The sequence below is a fragment of the Sulfitobacter litoralis genome, assembly GCF_900103185.1.
Taxonomy (GTDB): Bacteria; Pseudomonadota; Alphaproteobacteria; order Rhodobacterales; family Rhodobacteraceae; genus Sulfitobacter; species Sulfitobacter litoralis.
This window is the reverse complement of the sequence record NZ_FNJD01000012.1, coordinates 82,596-98,534: the sequence shown is the minus strand read 5'-3', so window position 1 is coordinate 98,534 and position 15,939 is coordinate 82,596. Positions and strand designations below refer to the sequence as shown.

General features: G+C 61.2%; 12 protein-coding genes. 5 read left to right on the top strand and 7 right to left on the bottom strand.

What is annotated here, in order from left to right; translation table 11 throughout:
• Positions 1-79: 79 nt before the first annotated feature.
• The gene (locus BLQ98_RS11255) at positions 80-1,411 is read right to left on the bottom strand and encodes an aspartate aminotransferase family protein (protein WP_093733427.1); all 1,332 of its coding nucleotides are present in this window, start codon (positions 1,409-1,411) and stop codon (positions 80-82) included.
• Between the two features lie 202 nt (positions 1,412-1,613).
• Between BLQ98_RS11255 and BLQ98_RS11250 the strand changes: the two genes are divergently transcribed.
• Complete coding sequence (locus tag BLQ98_RS11250; RefSeq protein WP_093733409.1) at positions 1,614-3,206, top strand: FAD/NAD(P)-binding protein; 1,593 nt, start codon at positions 1,614-1,616, stop codon at positions 3,204-3,206.
• Here the strand turns inward: BLQ98_RS11250 and BLQ98_RS11245 are convergent.
• From BLQ98_RS11245 to BLQ98_RS11225, 5 genes are all read right to left on the bottom strand, one after another.
• Positions 3,203-6,319: an efflux RND transporter permease subunit gene (locus BLQ98_RS11245; protein WP_093733408.1), complete on the bottom strand. Its 3,117-nt coding sequence runs from the start codon at positions 6,317-6,319 to the stop codon at positions 3,203-3,205. The genes BLQ98_RS11250 and BLQ98_RS11245 overlap by 4 nt on opposite strands.
• The gene (locus BLQ98_RS11240; RefSeq protein ID WP_093733407.1) at positions 6,316-7,575 is read right to left on the bottom strand and encodes an efflux RND transporter periplasmic adaptor subunit; all 1,260 of its coding nucleotides are present in this window, start codon (positions 7,573-7,575) and stop codon (positions 6,316-6,318) included. Before BLQ98_RS11240 ends, BLQ98_RS11245 begins: the two co-directional genes overlap by 4 nt.
• A 93-nt stretch (positions 7,576-7,668) precedes the next feature.
• A complete protein-coding gene (locus tag BLQ98_RS11235) occupies positions 7,669-8,403 on the bottom strand; it encodes a TetR/AcrR family transcriptional regulator (protein WP_093733406.1) in 735 nt (244 codons plus the stop codon).
• A gap of 185 nt (positions 8,404-8,588) precedes the next feature.
• Complete coding sequence (locus tag BLQ98_RS11230) at positions 8,589-9,425, bottom strand: NAD-dependent epimerase/dehydratase family protein (RefSeq protein ID WP_208596054.1); 837 nt, start codon at positions 9,423-9,425, stop codon at positions 8,589-8,591.
• Between the two features lie 102 nt (positions 9,426-9,527).
• Complete coding sequence (locus BLQ98_RS11225; protein WP_093733404.1) at positions 9,528-10,730, bottom strand: NAD(P)/FAD-dependent oxidoreductase; 1,203 nt, start codon at positions 10,728-10,730, stop codon at positions 9,528-9,530.
• Positions 10,731-11,014: 284 nt separating this feature from the next.
• Between BLQ98_RS11225 and BLQ98_RS11220 the strand changes: the two genes are divergently transcribed.
• The 4 genes from BLQ98_RS11220 (at position 11,015) to BLQ98_RS11205 (ending at position 13,506) form a co-directional block, all read left to right on the top strand.
• Entirely contained in the window at positions 11,015-11,557 is a 543-nt protein-coding gene (locus BLQ98_RS11220; RefSeq protein ID WP_093733403.1) for a sigma-70 family RNA polymerase sigma factor, read from the top strand.
• On the top strand, positions 11,554-12,243 hold the full coding sequence (locus tag BLQ98_RS11215) for an anti-sigma factor (protein ID WP_093733402.1): 690 nt from the start codon (positions 11,554-11,556) through the stop codon (positions 12,241-12,243). Before BLQ98_RS11220 ends, BLQ98_RS11215 begins: the two co-directional genes overlap by 4 nt.
• A 403-nt stretch (positions 12,244-12,646) precedes the next feature.
• The gene (msrB, locus tag BLQ98_RS11210) at positions 12,647-13,141 is read left to right on the top strand and encodes a peptide-methionine (R)-S-oxide reductase MsrB (protein WP_093733401.1); all 495 of its coding nucleotides are present in this window, start codon (positions 12,647-12,649) and stop codon (positions 13,139-13,141) included.
• Positions 13,141-13,506: a DoxX family protein gene (locus BLQ98_RS11205; protein ID WP_093733400.1), complete on the top strand. Its 366-nt coding sequence runs from the start codon at positions 13,141-13,143 to the stop codon at positions 13,504-13,506. The genes msrB and BLQ98_RS11205 overlap by 1 nt, the downstream gene beginning before the upstream one ends.
• Here the strand turns inward: BLQ98_RS11205 and hrpB are convergent.
• Complete coding sequence (hrpB, locus tag BLQ98_RS11200; RefSeq protein ID WP_093733399.1) at positions 13,503-15,917, bottom strand: ATP-dependent helicase HrpB; 2,415 nt, start codon at positions 15,915-15,917, stop codon at positions 13,503-13,505. The genes BLQ98_RS11205 and hrpB overlap by 4 nt on opposite strands.
• Positions 15,918-15,939: the final 22 nt, after the last annotated feature.

The window sequence follows — 15,939 nt, the reverse complement described above, 5'->3', positions numbered from 1 at the left end:
GTCGCTTTAGCCCTTTCGTCTTGACCGGCAAGGCGGCCTTGACCGTCGCAGTAAAGCGGGGTCTGCCGTACATCACGCGCTATGGCGTGATCACGTCTGCAACAGCGTCTGCGAGGGTTTGAACGATGATATCTATCTCTTGTGGGGATGAGGTGTAGGCGGGCGCGAGGAGCACGTGGTCCCCGTTTGTGCCATCGGCGCAGCCTTGCGAGGGGTAGACCATCATGCCGCGTGCCTGTGCGGCGGCACCAATGCGGGGGGCGATGGTGTCAGCAGCGGGGAAGGGGGCCTTGTCGGCGCGGTTGGCGACGAGTTCGATGCTCCAGAACAGGCCGCGGCCTCGGATGTCGCCCACGTGAGGGTGATCTTTGAAGCGGGCGCTGAGCGCGGCGAACAGCTGCGCCCCCAGCTCGCAGACACGGGCAAGCAGATCATCATTTTCAATGACCTGCTGCACAGCCAGCGCGCCGGCGGTGGCGATGGCGTGCGACATATAGGTGTGCCCGTTCCACAGCTTACCGCTGCCCTGTTCGATGACCGACGTCACCTTTTGTGCGGCAATGACGGCGGCGATGGGCTGATAGCCTGCCCCCAATCCCTTGGCGGTAGTGGTGATGTCGGCGGCAATGCCTTCTTGCTCTAGTGCAAACAGCGTGCCGGTGCGCCCCATGCCGCACATCACTTCGTCCGCGATATAAAGCACACCATGCGCGTCGCATATCTCGCGGATGCGTTTGAAATATCCGGCAGGGGCGGGCTGTGAGCCGAGCGATGCCCCGACGATAGGCTCTGCCACAAAGGCCATCACGGTTTCAGGCCCTAGGGCGCGGATTTCGGCGTCCAGCAGATTGGCCATGCGTAGGGCGAAATCCTCTTCAGATTCACCCTCATTGCGCATCCGGTAGTCATAGGCCGCATCGATATGGCTGACATCGATCAATAGGGGCGCGAACGGGGCGCGGCGTCCGGCGTGCCCCCCTGTGGCCAGCGCTGCCAGCGTGTTCCCGTGATAGCTGGGCTTGCGCGCGATAACCTTGCTGCGCGCGGTGTCGCCGCGTTCCACGTGGTACTGGCGGGCAAGCTTAAGCGCGGCCTCCATCGCTTCGGACCCGCTGCCCAGAAACATCACGCGGCCCTGACCGGTGCCCTCGGGGGCGCGGTCGATCAGAAATTTGGCGAGGTCTTCGGCAGGTTGGTTGGTAAAGGCCCCTGTATGGGCAAAGGCAAGCGTGTCGACCTGCGCCTTGATGGCGGCCCGAACGGTGGGGTGATCATGGCCAAGGCAGGACACCGCAGCCCCGCCACAGGCATCCAGATAGCGCTTGCCGGTGTCATCGATCAGATAATTGCCTTGGGCGGAAACGATACGGGGCAGATCGGCGTTCAGATCACGGTGGAACAGGTTGCTCATGGAGGGGACCAATGGTTGGAGAGAACTGCAAATTGCATAGGCCGCATTGTCACCATGCTCAAGATTTTCTTGGGACGGGCGCGCGACCAATCCCGCGACAGCAGGTCTTTTGCGTGTACCACATTGCTTTCTGCCGTGACGGTTTAAATAGTCAGTCAGCCCGACATAGCGCGAGGGCTGCCTTTTGAGAGATGGAAAACCAATGAAAAGCGCCAAGAACATTGCGATCATCGGGGCGGGGCCGATGGCGATCTATACGGTCAAGGAATTGATCAAGAGCGAAACACCGCTGTGTCTGTCGATCTACGACAAAGAGCAAGAAATGGGCTGCGGGATGCCGTATCGGTCGGGCATGAACGCGGACTACATGTATTGTAACGCGTTCAGCCGCGAGATCCCCCCGATCACCCGCGGTCTGGTCACATGGTTGCATGAACAGGACGACGACGCTCTGCGCGGCTTGGGGCTGACACGGGACGAGATTGACGCGCGCGACTTTTACCCACGGGTGTTGCTGGGTGCATTCTTTAGTGATGCGTTTCTTGATCTGTGCGAGGCAGGGCGCACGGCGGGGCATGACATACGGCTTTATCCACGTCACGAGGTGACAGATATCGAACCGATTGCAACGGGCGCGCGTCTGCACTTCACAGCCGCCGGTGACAGTCAGGCAGCGGAGTTCGACGAGGTCGTCATCGCGACAGGCCATGACTGGCCCGCGGCACCGAATATTGGCGAGGCTGATCTTGTGTCGCCTTGGCCTTATACCAACATCACCGCACTGCCCGCCGGAGAGATTGGCATTCTCGGGTCGTCCTTGTCGGCGATTGATGTGATTGTGACCCTGGGTCAAACCCATGGGACCTTCATTCACAAAGGCGACGATGTGCGCTGGTTCCCCAAAACTGATTGCAACGTGCCGCTGATCACGATGGTATCGCATAAAGGCATCATGCCAGAACCGGATTTCTTCTCCCCCTATCCCTACGCGCCTCTGCGCCATATCAATGCTGAGGCGGTAGAGGCAGAGATTGCGAAAGGGTCAGACGGGCTGCTGCAACGGGTGTTTGATCTGCTGATCGCAGAGCTGAACGCCGATGCCCCCGCGTATATCGATGCACTTGGTCCGCAGGGGCAGACGATTGACGGCTTTGCCGACGCCTATTTCGATCACCGTGTGACGATGGGGGGGCTTCGGGCGTTGCGCGATACGTTGAACAGCGCAGTGGATACGATGCGCAACAAGGAGACCCAGCCGCACCGATATGTCTTGCTGCGCGGGCACGAGAACTTTGACCTGATCCTTGAACATCTGACGCAGGACGACCGCGCGCGGTTCTATGATAAGCTGATGCCGGTCTTTGGTGATTGCTATGCCGCGATCCCGCATATTTCGGTCAAGCGGGTCTTGGCGCTGTATGATGCGGGTGTGCTGCGGATCGTGCCAACGGGCGAGGAATCTACGTTCCGCAACACCCAAGACGGGGGCGTCTGCGCGCAAACGCTGGACGGCGAGCTACGCTTTGACGCGATGATCGACGCACGCGGGCAGGCGGCGGCACCTTTGGGCAAGCTGCCTTTCCCGACGTTGACCAAGGGGCTGTCGGACAAGGATGATCTGAAAACCCCGTTTCGGCTGGAGGTGCCAGCGCAGGATCGCGGCGCAATCTACTGCCTCGCGATGCCGCAAATCTTGACGCAGCATCCGTTTTCCCAAGGCCTGCCGAACTGCGCCGAGCTGGCACAGGTCGCGGTGCAGGACATGTTCGACCGGATGGCGGGGGCTGCGGCTTAGGCCGCGCCGCCCGCCGGCTGGGCGCGCTGCGCTTTCTTTTCGCCCAGCATCAACATGGCGGGGGTGACGATCAGGGTCAGCACCGTTGCAACCACCAACCCGCCGGCAATGGCCGAACTCAGCTCGGTCCACCACTGCGTCGAGGGCGCGCCATAAACGATCTCTCGGGTGAAGAAGTTCAGGTTCACGCCGATCACCATAGGCAGCAGCCCAAGCGCGGTGGTCACAGATGTCAGCACCACAGGCCGCAAACGCTGTGCGCCTGTGCGCAGCGCTGCCTCGAGCGGGGACAGGCCCATCTTCTTGAGGTCGTTATAGGTGTCGATCAGAACGATGTTATTGTTCACCACGATACCGGCCAGCGCAATCACCCCGATACCGCCCATCACGACGCCAAACGGGCGGCCTGTGACGATCAGTCCGAACAGCACACCGGTTACCGAAAAGACGATCGCGCTCATCACCACGAAGGCTTGGTAGAAGCTGTTGAACTGGACCACGAGGATGACGAACATCAAGAATATTGCAGTCGCAAAGGCCCCGACGAGGAAGACCATCGAATCCTGCTGGTCCTGTGCTTCGCCAGCAAAAGACGCTTCGACGCCCGAAGGCAGGTCCATTCCGTCAATCACGGCCTGAAGTGCGACCACCTGATCGTTAACCAACACATTCGGTGCCACATTCGCTTCGATCGTGATGACGCGGCGCTGGTCCACGCGGGTGATGGTGCCACTGCGCGGGGCTGGTTCGAAGGTCACGAAGTTCGAGATCGGGACCAGTCCCGCAGAGGTGGGCACGCGCAGGGATTGAAGCTCTTCGAGGGTGCGTTCCTGTGACGGGAAACGCACGTTGATATCGACCGATCCGTCAGCATCATCGGGGCGGTAATCCGCCACGGTAATGCCGCGGGTCAGCAGTTGCACCGCTTGCCCCAAGGTAGAGATATCGGCCCCGAAACGCGCAGCTTCTGAGCGGTTGACGGCCAGCCGCCATTCGACGCCGGGCAGGGGGCGTGTGTCGGTGACATCGGTGAACCCGCCAATCCTGTCCATCGCTACACGAATATTCTCGACCGCTGCGGCCTGCGCGTCCGGGTCGCTTGACCGGACGCGCAGATTGATCGGCTTGCCCGCCGACGGCCCGCTAGAGGCCGTTTGAACCTGCACATTGATCCCCGGGATGCTTGCCATATCGGTGCGGATATCCTCGCCAATCTCGGCGGCAGTGCGTCGGGTGTCCCATTCGGTAAACTCGATCTGGATGGTGCCGATGAGGTCAGCCGCATCCTGATTGCCCCCGCCCGACCGCGCGTAGACCGATGCGATTTCATCATAGTCGAACAGCCGTTCCTCGACCTTCCGCACCAGCGCGTCCTTTTCAAAGATCGAAAAGTTATCCCGCGCCCGGACTTGTACTTGGGCAAAGTCGGGCTCTACCGACGGGAAAAAGCTGATGCCGTTGCCGAATTGGCCATAGGCACCGAAACTCGCCAGCAGAAAGGTCACCGCCATGATCAACGTCGCCCAAGGACGCAGGATCGCGAATTGCAGCACACGGACGTAGCCGCCAGTGAAGCCTTTGAGCGTACGGGGGTCCCCGTTTTCAGCCGCATGGAGCGCCTGTTTCGCCGCCGCCGATTGCGGAGGCTTTTTGCCGATCAATCCGCCAACAACGGGGATAAAGATCAGCGCCATGAACAGCGACGCGGCTAGGGTCAGGATCACGGTGATCGGCAGGAACTTCATGAATTCGCCAACGGTACCGGTCCAGAACAGCAGCGGGAAGAACACCGATAGCGTGGTCGCGGTGGACGCGATGATCGGCCATGCCATGCGTTCAGCGGCAAAGCGGTAGGCGGCCTTGGGTGTATCACCTTCTTGCAGCCGCCGGTCGGCCAGCTCGGTTATCACGATGGCACCATCCACCAGCATCCCCACCACGAGGATCAGCGAGAACAGCACCACAAGGTTCATTGTATAGCCCATGACCAGCAGCGCGGTCACACCCGCGAGAAATGCACCGGGGATCGCAAGACCCACCAGCAGCGCAGACCGTATCCCAAGCGCCCAAACGATCACGATCATCACGAGGATGACGGCGGCGATCACATTCGCCTCCAGATCGCTGAGCATGGTTTCCACCTGCTCGCTTTCGTCCTGCATATAGTCGATAGTCACGTTTTCGGGCCAGTCGGCGCGGGTCTCTTCGATCAGCGCGCGCACGGCTGCAACCGTTTCGATGATGTTGGAGCCGGACCGTTTCTTGATCTCAAGCGCCAGCGCGGGTTGGCCGTCAATGCGGGCAAAGCCGGTGGGGTCTTCGAAGGTGCGCCGGATCGTGGCCACATCGGCAAAGGTCACCACCGTATCACCGCGCACTTTGACGGGCAGGGCCATAACGTCTTTGACATCCTCGATCAGACCCGGGACTTTCAGCACGATACGGCCCGCGCCGTTTTCGATGGCCCCAGCGGCAATCAGGCGGTTGTTGCGGTTGATCTGGCCGATCAGCTCTTCGAAGCTGATGTTATAGGTCTCGAACACGGTGGGGTCGATCAGGACCTCCAGCAGCTCGGTGCGGGCCCCGCCAACATCGACTTCAAGCACACCTTCCAGCCCCTCGATGCGGTCCGAAAGGTCTTCGGACAGTGTGTTGAGCGTGCGTTCGGGCACAGGGCCGGACATGAGGACCGTCAGGATCGGGAAAAGCGCCGTGTTGATTTCGGTCACAGTGGGGTCGGTGGCGTCTTCGGGCAGGTCCGGTTGGGCGCGGTCGACACCTTCCTTGACCTTGTCCAGCGCCGCTTCGGAATCGAAGCCCGGTTCGAATTCAAGCTGTACGCTGGCATAACCTTCGCCCGCGTTGCTGGTCATCTGCTTGAGCCCCGTGATCGCGCTGAGCTCTGTTTCTAGCGGTTCAACCAGCAGCCGTTCGGCATCCTGGGGAGAGATGCCATCAAGCCCGGTGGAGACATAGAAGATCGGGATCGGAATCTCCGGAGAGCTTTCCTTGGGGATCGACATATAGGCATAGGCCCCCACGGTGAGGATCATCAGCAGGGCCATCACCACCACCCGCGAGCGGCTGAAGGCCGCCTGGATCAGAGCGTTCATTGTTTGGCTTCCTGTGTGCTACCGGCTGGCGCTGTGTCGGCGTCACCGCTGATGATCTGGCCGTTGCCCTTGGCGGGGGCCTCAGCCTTTGACACGCTTTGAACGGACGGCTGTGCGGGGGCGTCGTCCGTTTTCGCGTCGTCGTTCTGGATCGTGGGGACAACGGTTTCGCCGTCATTCACGAAGCCCTGACCGATGGTGATGATCTGCGCGGCTTCCGGCAGGCCCGAAATCCAGATGCCATCGGTTTGTGCGCGCACGATGGCGACCTCGTGAAAGGTGACCTTATTGGCGTCGTCCACCGTCTTGATCCCAAGCGTCCCGTCGGTATCCAGCGACAGGATCGCAGGCGACACGAAATGCGCGGTCAAGGTGCCCGTGGGAATGCGCAGCTGCGCGCTGATGCCGGCGGGGATCGTGCCGTCGGCGTTGGGCACGTCGATATCGGCGGTAAAGGTGCGGGTTTCGGCATTGGCACTGGTGCCGACAAACGACACGGTGCCGGTGCTGGTTATGCCGGTGATAAAGGACACTTCGGCGGTTTGACCGACCTTGATATCTTGTAGCGATTGTTGCGGGATCTGGATGCGGATCGACAGCGGCGTGTTGTCCACGATGCGGCCAATGTCACTGGCGGTTTGCACAATCTCGCCCTCGTTGATGTCCAACGCCTCTAGGCGTCCGGCAAAGGGGGCGCGGATTTCGGTGTTTTCAATGGCGTCCTGCGCAGAGGCAACACCTGCTTGGGCGGCGGCTAGCGTGGCTTGGGCCTGTGCCACCCGATCCACAGTGGACACGCCACGGTTCAGCAACGCTTGGGCATTGTCGAATTCACGTTGCGCGCGGTTCAGCTCTTCTTCGGCACGGGTGAGGTCGGATTGGCGCGTGGTCGTATCAAAGCGCGCGATGACTTGGCCGGCCTCAAGATCGGCCCCTTTGGCGACCAACACCTCTTTGATCTGGCCGGAAATCTCGGCGCGGATGGCGGTGTCGCGGTCGGGTAGGGCCTGACCTTCGGCCACGAACACCTGTTCGATTTGCTGCGCCCGAGACTGGCGCACCGCAACCGAGACAGCCTTGACCGGTGTCGCGGACTTGGCGACGGGCTCTGCACTTTCGGACGGCAGGATATACCCGCTGCCCATCCACCCGATGATGGCGACCGCAAGCCCGCCTGCAACCCAGCGGGAGCGGCTAGAGCCCGCATCGCTTTCAAAGCGAAGCGTCTGGCGGTCGGTTTTAAGTGTCTCGTTCATCTATGTCGTTCCTAGGCAGTGCCGACTGATGTGATCGCGGCGGGTGTCACATTCGGCGATGGGGTAATGCGGCGATGGGGGCGCGAGGACGTGCTATGCGTGCACGATCGCCTCCAGCATCAGCCGGTAATCAGAGGGTTTGGACAGCAGGATACTGCCCTGCGGCAGGCCGAGCATCCTATCCATAAGCGCAGCTTCGGCAGTCATACGATCATTCAGACGGGTCGTGGCCTCTGCAATGTCGCCCTCCTGAGCCGTCTGCACCGCGCTTTGAAGCGCCTTGCGCCGGTCGTGCGACATGGCGATGATCGTGCCAGCGACGAGGTTTATGTCAGGCACGTCAAAGGCACCTTCATCGACCCCATGGGAAATAATGTCGTGCAATACGGGAAGGGCAATTGCATCGACCGATGCGGTGATCCGGTGCGACAGCATCTCGTTTCCGGGGCGTAGCATCATATCAATAAAGAACTTGAGCTGCGCGCCTTGTTGAACCTTCCAGCGGTTCGTCTCGGCTAGAAACGCGTTGAACCTGTCCAGCGCGCCCCCTTTTGCTGCGGCCCGCACAGCCTGCGCGGTTTTCAAAGCCTCGCCGGTGAAATGCTGCACGATACCGTCAAGCAAATCTTCCTTGGCGGTGAAGTGGTGGTAAAATCCGCCCTTGGAAATGCCCGCTTGTGTCAGCACATCTGCGATGGTCACGTTATCCCAACCATGGGCGAAAAACAGCGATTGCGCTGCGTTCAGAATATGCGCGCGACGCTCGTCCGGTGCCATACGCTGCCGCTTCGGCGCGCTGGATTCCTGCTTTTGCTCAGTGGTGTTCATGATCAATCATACAAACCGACGGTCGGTATGTAGGTGCGGTGGTGCGTGCCGTCAAGTGGTATGCCACTTGCCCTTACGTTATGTGGGCGGATCACGATCCGTTTCTCGACGCGGTACATATCAAACCGCATCTGGACGCATGGCGCACGGGGCAGCAGGCAATCAGCCACCCCGTTTCTAAGGCCTCAGGTGGTTTTCTTGTCGTTGACGATGTTCATCGACGCCACGCCGCTTTCGCCCAGATCAACGGCGGCAAAGGGGCCGCCGTGGTGCATCTGGCCGGGGTCTTTCAGATCGACCGGTGGTGCTTGGGCAAGGATTTCTGCGGCGAACTGTTCCGCGTTGTCTTTCGGGCGGTAGCCGAGGAAGGACGCTTTGGCATTGTCCACGGGGGCGCGGTCGTTGTTGGACACGCCGTAGACAACGCTGAAGCCGACCGACGGCGTATCAACGGCGCGGGTGACCAGCTGGATCAGATCGTCATAGGACAGCCAAGACCCCAAAGCGCGGGTGTTGTTGACCTGTGCGCAGCTGAGGATACGCAGGCACACGGCCTCTAGCCCGCGTTTGTCCCAATACATCGACGCAAGGTCTTCGCTAAAGCATTTGGCGAGGCCGTAGAACGTATCGGGTTTGTGGGGCGCGTCGATGCCGATGAAGTCGGATTTCTTGTGCATGCCAACGGCGTGGATTGACGAGGCATAGACGACCCGTTGCAACCCGTGCTGATAGGCGGCTTCCCACACGTTGTAAGACCCGACAAAGTTCGGCCCCAGCAGTTCCTCGAACGGTTTCTCGTCGACGATGGCACCGAAGTGGACAACCATATCGGCACCCTCCAGCAGCGGCGCGATCTGGTCATAGACGGCGACATCAGCCTTGGCGTAGCTTTCGCCTTCGTAGAGCGTGCCGATGTCATCGACGATGTCGGTGCTGACCAGTTCTTGGCACATCTTGGACAGGGGTTCGCGCAGGTAGGACCCAAGCCGCCCTGCGGCCCCCGTCAGAACCAGTTTCTTCATCATGTTGTCTTCCTTCCACTGTCATTTTGCGCGGCTGTGCGATGGTATGGGCCGACGCAAAGGGGTGTTGCTTGGCATGGGTAAGTCATTGAGGCAGGCGGATCAAATCACCGCTTTTTCGATCAGCGATTGGTTTTGCTCGATCCGGCGGTAGGCATAGGGATTCAGGTCCAGCGTGCGGTATGCGCCATAGGCGATCCATTCAGCGATCCCGCGCCCCAACGCAGGGGCCTGCTGTAGCCCGTGACCCGAGAAGCCGTTCAGACACAGGAAATTCTCGACCACACTGTGCGGACCGACAATCGCGTTCTGGTCCAGCGTGTTGTAATCGTAATGCCCGACCCATTCGTTGATCACCTTGACCTGATCGAACTGCGGGACGCGGGTCGCGATGGCGGGCCAAACCTTGTCCTCCCACAGGCTGTGGTCAAAGGCAAAGTCATCATAGGCGACCGCAGGATCTTCGCGCGGGGGGCAACCGGCCATATAGTATTTCCCTTCGGTTCTGAAATGCACGCCCGAGGGGTCGATCGTCAGCGGCAGGTCGCGGTCCAGCGGTTTGGCGGCATCGAACACAAAGGTGTAGCGTTTGCGCGGCTCGACCGGCAGGGTGATGCCGACCATGCCCGCTGTCGCGGCCGCCCGCGGACCAGAGGCGTTCACAACCGTCCCGCAGGCCACCGTCGCGCCGGATTTCAGCGTGACATGGGTGACGGATTTGCCATCGGGGGCTTTGGTCATCGCGGTCACTTCGTCGTGCAGGTATTCCACCCCGTTGCGGCGGGCCATGCGCTTGAACCAGTCAAACATGGTGCCGCCGTCGAAATAGCCTTCGTCCACACGGTTGTGGTTGGCGGCGATGATGTCATCAAGCTGGTAGAACGGGTAGGCGGCAGCGACCTCGGCGGCGGTCATGTGCTGGGTGCCCGCCCCCAGTGCCACCTGTATCTGCTGGTTCTGTTGCAGCGTCTGCGCAAACTCGGGCGTGTCCGCGAGGTAGAGATAGCCAAAGTTCTGCAACGCCAGATGCGGCACCTCTGGATCATCGCCCATAAACCGGCGGAAATTCTTGATGAACTCGGCCCCGAACTGCGACACCTGCACGTTAATTGCTGAACTGAACTGCTGCCGGATACAGCTGTTGGTGTGGCTGGTGGCGGCAAATTCATAGGTCGGGTCGCGCTCGACCACCAGAACCTTACCGTCAAAACCGGCCATCTGCGTCAGCCACCATGCGACCGATGATCCAAAGATCGCGCCACCAATGATGACAACGTCGTAGGTGTGGTGTGTCGGGTGCGGCATCGCGATGCTCCTTTCGTGACCTGCAAGCAGCCTTGGCGCGATGCGCCGCTGGCCAGCCATGGCCCGACTAAACGCGCAAGATTGCGCTGCGTCCATAGCTTGTGAACATGGGCACCCATTTCTGCGGCCTCGCGCCGGTGTACCGATTACGCATTGGCCAATCCGCTGAAGCTGGGGTACACAAAACTGTCCGGTGTTAAGGTGATGCTGGACAAATGTACTGAGTGCCGTAGGTTTCGGCGTAACGCTGAAAACACGTTCTGGTGGAGAGATGGCCCGTGCAAATGGACCGACAAGAGATCGAAAACTTGATTGCCCGTGTCGCGTTGAAAGATCGCGCAGCGTTTGACCAACTGTACGATCGCGTTTCCTCGAAACTTTTCGGGGTTTGTCTGCGTGTGTTGAACAAACGCGCCGCAGCAGAGGACGCCATGCAAGACAGTTTTGTCAAAATCTGGAACAATGCCGACAAGTACAACGCCAATGGTCTTAGCCCGATGACGTGGTTGATTACGATTGCGCGGAATACGTCGATTGACCGGCTGCGCGCGCGTAAGAAAGGCCATCAGGATGTGAACACGCCCGGCTTTGAGCTTGTGTCGCCCGGACCCACGCCGGAACAATATGCTGTGGCCTCTTCTGAGGCGTCGCGCCTTTCGGGGTGTCTTGATACACTGGAAGAAGACCGCGGCCGCGCCATTCGCGGGGCCTATCTGGACGGCGATACCTATTCCGATCTGGCCGAACGCTTTGGTGTCCCGCTGAACACGATGCGCACATGGCTGCGCCGTGGCCTAATCGCCCTGCGGGAGTGTATGAGCCAATGACCCAGACACCTGAAACACCCGATGACGATCTGCTCGCCGCTGAAATGGTGCTGGGTCTGTCCTCTGACGATGATATGATCGCTGCCCGCCGCCGCATCGGAACCGAACGCGATTTCGCTGACCGCGTTGTGTTCTGGCAGGAACGCATGACCGCGATGACTGACGGGATTGACCCTGTCGCGCCGCCTGCGCGGATCAAGAAAAAGCTGATGGCACAGGTCTTCCCGAAACAGCGGGTTACGATCCTGCAACGCCTGTGGCTGTGGCAAGGTGTGGCGATGGCATCGCTGCTTTTTGCAGGCTACCTAGGGGTGCAACTGCTTGAGGTCAAAACACAACCTGGTGGTCAGCCGACCGTTCTGGCGGCGCAGCTGGTCAGTGAGAGCAGCCCGTTGCAGGTGTTGGCCGTGGTCGAACCCGTCAAGCACGAGATCGCGCTGCGCCGCGTCGCGGGCACCGCGAACGAGGGTCGTGTGCTAGAGCTTTGGGCGATCCTGCCCGATCAGGCCCCGGTTTCCTTGGGCGTTCTGCCTGACAGCGAGACGACGCGGATTCTTGTACCGTCAGAGCTACGCAGCCAGGCGGCACAGATCACGCTGGCGATTTCGGATGAACCCGTCGGCGGCTCGCCTACAGGTGCACCTACCGGCGCTGTGCTGGCCGCAGGTGCCATGTCTGAGCTTTGACCCGCATTTAACGGGCTAACCACTGTATGTATTCGGGTTTCGCGCGCTTTTGAGCGGGCGAAACTTCTGTTTCTAAACGGTTTTCAAGAAAGTTTACTAAAAGCTGCGATTTTTTACCTTCGCAGCGAAACTTCTTATTTCCGTCTTCCGTGTATCTCATCAACTCAGGTCGACACAGGCAACGCGCCCATGTCGCTGAGGGTCCGCGCCGTTTTTGTTTGGCGTGGTTTGGTAACAAGTTTGTTGTCGCGGAACCTTGTGTTCCGCCAACGGGTTTATCCAGTAACGGCACCTTTGTGTCAGGTAACGAGTACCGCCGGATGTCTGCGCCCTGCGCAACATCCGGCGGCCCTTTCAACAGACATCCAATCTATCCGCAGTACCGCAACCTTAAGGGGGCATTATGAAACGCCGGAATTTCCTGAAATGCACAACGATGACTATGCCGGCCTTGCCGTTTGGCGTAGGCGCGGCGGCGCAGGCCGGGACCGTGGCGCAGGGCGACTTTGAAGTCAGCCGCACCCCTGCCGAATGGCGCGCGCAACTGGGTGATGACGCATATGCTGTCCTGCGCGAGGGGGATACCGAGCGTGCGTTTACCAGCCCGCTCAATGACGAGGTCCGCAAAGGCGTGTTCCACTGCAAGGGATGTGATCAGGCGCTTTATAGTTCGAAGACCAAGTTCAAAAGCGGCACCGGCTGGCCCAGCTTCTTCGCCCCGCTGGACGATGCTGTCGAAACGATGCCGGACAAGGGGTTCTTTACCACGCGGACCGAGGTGCATTGCGATCGCTGCGGCGGCCATCTGGGCCATGTGTTCAATGATGGCCCCGCACCCACGGGCAAACGTCACTGCATTAACGGTCTGGCCATGACCTTTGCGCCTGCCGCTGCCTGATGCTGCGAGTTTCGTCTGTTGTAATTTACGTGGGCCGCCTGCTTTTGGCGGCCCTTTTCGTCGCGGGATTTGTGCAAAAGCTGGTCGACCCTGCAGCGGCGCAGGGTTTACTGTCGGATCGCGGATTGCCCGTGTTCCTCGTCTGGCCCGCGATGCTATTCAACGGGGTGGCGGCGATCAGCCTGTTCTTCGGCCTCTGGCTTGCCCCGATGAGCTTTGCGCTGGCGCTGTATTGTATGGCGACCAGCGTCTTCCACTTTATCCCCGATGATCCATGGCAGATGTCGATCTTTGTCAAGAACTGGGCGATTGCGGGGGGGCTGCTGGTCCTTGCTGGCCACGCCGCGACAAAACCAGCTCCTTAGGTGCCGCGTGGCTTGACCCGCAGCGTCGGGTCGGCCTGCGTCGGGTCTTCCGGCCAGGGATGACGCGGATAGCGGGCGCGCATATCCTTGCGCACATCAGCATAGGACCCCGCCCAGAAGCCTGGCAAATCGGTCGTGACCTGCACTGGACGCTGGGCCGGCGACAAAAGCGTGATCTGCAAGGGCTGCCCCGCGATCATCGGATGACGCGTGGTGCCAAAAACCTCTTGCAGACGCAGGGCGATCTGGGGCTGCGTTTCGCTATAATCAATCGCGATCTTGCGCCCCAGCGGGGTGGTGAAATGCGCAGGAGCGGCGCGGTCGAGCGCCTGCTGGTCGTCCCAGCTGAGCCGTGCCGTCAGGGCGGGCAGTAAATCAAACGCCTTCCAATCGGCGGTGCTGCGGACACCTGCCAGGTGACCGGGCAACCAATCCTCCAAGGTCCCAAGCAGGTGATCGTCGCTGAAATCGGGGAAACCATCGCCCATCAGCCGCGCCCGAGCCAGAAACAGCGCCGCCGCTTTGCCGGGCATTAGCCCCAGCTGCCGCACCCCGTCGAGCATGGCCTGCGCGATGTCTTCGGCGGGGGCGTCGGACCATGCCCTGTCGTCCAGCACCAGCGCACCAAAGCGTTCGTGCTGCCGCGCCAGCACACGGCCCTCGCGTCGGGACCAAACGCAGACCTGATGCCATGCAATCTGATCGGGGAACGTATCGCGCAGATCGCTGTCGGACAGGCGCGCGGCTTGGCGAATGCGCGCCTCGCGCGGGTCGCCATTAAGGTCGGTCGCCACCAGCAAACGTTCCCCCGCCAGCGGATCGCTCTCGGACAGGATCGCGCCTTTGCCACCGGACATTACAAACCGCGGCGCGTCCCCTTTGCGCCGCAGCGCGATCCTGTCGGGATAGGCGAGTGCGGCGAGCATCCCCAGCGTGTCGGGGCCGGTGCCAGTTTGGCCGCGTGCCAGCCGTTTGGCGTCTTGTTTGATGCGGGCAAGGGCGGCGTGGTTGACCTCGGCGGGAACACGTTTGCCCGCGACCGCATCCAGACGCAGCCCCAGATCGACAGAGCCGCCGCGCAAAGGGTCACGTTCCGACAGGATCGCAGCAAGGGTCGGGGCGCTGCGTCCGCCCTTGGCAACCATATGGGCCAGTCGCGGGTGCAACGGCATCTTGGCCAAAACGCGGCCATGGTCGGTGATGCGGCCCGTCACATCCAGCGCGCCAAGCATATGCAACACGCTTTGCGCCTCGGCCAGACGGCCTTCGTGGGGCGGGGTCACGAATTTCAGATCGCTGGCCTGTGCGCCCCAGACCGCCAGTTCCAACGCAAAGGCACATAGATCGCCCGCCTCGATCTCGGCGGGGGGGTAGGCGGTAAGCGCACCTTCCTCGCCGCGTGTCCAAAGCTTGAACGCGGCCCCTTCGGATACACGCCCCGCACGGCCCGCGCGCTGCGTCGCCTCGGCGCGGGTCACGCGGTCGGTGACCAGCCGCGACATGCCCGAAGACGGATCGAACTGCGCTCGCCGTGCGCGACCCCCGTCCACCACGATTTGCACCCCTTCGATGGTCAGGGAGGTTTCCGCGATAGAGGTCGCCAGCACAATTTTGCGTCCCGTTTTGGCGGGGGCAATCGCAGCGCGCTGCGCTTTGAAATCCATCGCGCCGAAGAGCGGAGCAAGCGTGCAATCCGCAGGCAGCCGCCCGGTCAGCGCGCTCTCAACCCGCCGTATCTCGCCTTCGCCGGGCAGGAAAACCAGCGCCGAGCCGGGGGCGGTGTCCAGCGCATGCAGCACCAGGTCGGCAGCGGCCTGTTCAAACCGTTGCTTGCCCACTGGCCGGTCCAGCCAATGGGATGTGACCGGAAAGCTGCGCCCTTCGGAGGTGACCACCGGGGCCTGCATCAGGGCGGCGACGGGGGCGGCGTCCAGCGTGGCGGACATGGCGACGATCAACAGGTCATCGCGCAGCGCTTCGGCCACCTCTAGGCAAAGCGCGAGGCCCAGATCCGCGTTCAGGGACCTTTCGTGGAATTCGTCAAAGATCACCGCGCCGACACCGGGTAGGTCGGGGTCGTCTTGCAACATGCGGGTCAGGATGCCCTCGGTCACGACCTCGATCCGCGTGGCCTTGCTGATGGCGCTGGCACCGCGCACACGAAAGCCCACAGTTTGCCCCGGATCTTCGCCCAAGGTCGCGGCCATACGTTCGGCGGCTGCACGCGCGGCAAGGCGGCGCGGTTCCAGCATCAGGATGCGGCCAGCGGTCAGCCCTGCGTCCAGCATTGCCAGTGGGACCCGGGTGGTCTTGCCCGCACCGGGGGGCGCTTGCAGCACAACGCGGCCACTGCTGCGCAGCGCGTCGATCACCTGTGGCATGACGTGGTCTATGGGAAGAGTAAAAGCCATATCGGTGGTTATGGGCGAAAGC

Coding starts and splice junctions, on each gene's coding strand:
- BLQ98_RS11255 (WP_093733427.1), bottom strand. CDS start 1,411: ATGAGCAACCTGTTCCACCGTGATCTGAACGCCGATCTGCCCCGTATC.
- BLQ98_RS11250 (WP_093733409.1), top strand. CDS start 1,614: ATGAAAAGCGCCAAGAACATTGCGATCATCGGGGCGGGGCCGATGGCG.
- BLQ98_RS11245 (WP_093733408.1), bottom strand. CDS start 6,319: ATGAACGCTCTGATCCAGGCGGCCTTCAGCCGCTCGCGGGTGGTGGTG.
- BLQ98_RS11240 (WP_093733407.1), bottom strand. CDS start 7,575: ATGAACGAGACACTTAAAACCGACCGCCAGACGCTTCGCTTTGAAAGC.
- BLQ98_RS11235 (WP_093733406.1), bottom strand. CDS start 8,403: ATGAACACCACTGAGCAAAAGCAGGAATCCAGCGCGCCGAAGCGGCAG.
- BLQ98_RS11230 (WP_208596054.1), bottom strand. CDS start 9,425: ATGAAGAAACTGGTTCTGACGGGGGCCGCAGGGCGGCTTGGGTCCTAC.
- BLQ98_RS11225 (WP_093733404.1), bottom strand. CDS start 10,730: ATGCCGCACCCGACACACCACACCTACGACGTTGTCATCATTGGTGGC.
- BLQ98_RS11220 (WP_093733403.1), top strand. CDS start 11,015: ATGGACCGACAAGAGATCGAAAACTTGATTGCCCGTGTCGCGTTGAAA.
- BLQ98_RS11215 (WP_093733402.1), top strand. CDS start 11,554: ATGACCCAGACACCTGAAACACCCGATGACGATCTGCTCGCCGCTGAA.
- msrB (WP_093733401.1), top strand. CDS start 12,647: ATGAAACGCCGGAATTTCCTGAAATGCACAACGATGACTATGCCGGCC.
- BLQ98_RS11205 (WP_093733400.1), top strand. CDS start 13,141: ATGCTGCGAGTTTCGTCTGTTGTAATTTACGTGGGCCGCCTGCTTTTG.
- hrpB (WP_093733399.1), bottom strand. CDS start 15,917: ATGGCTTTTACTCTTCCCATAGACCACGTCATGCCACAGGTGATCGAC.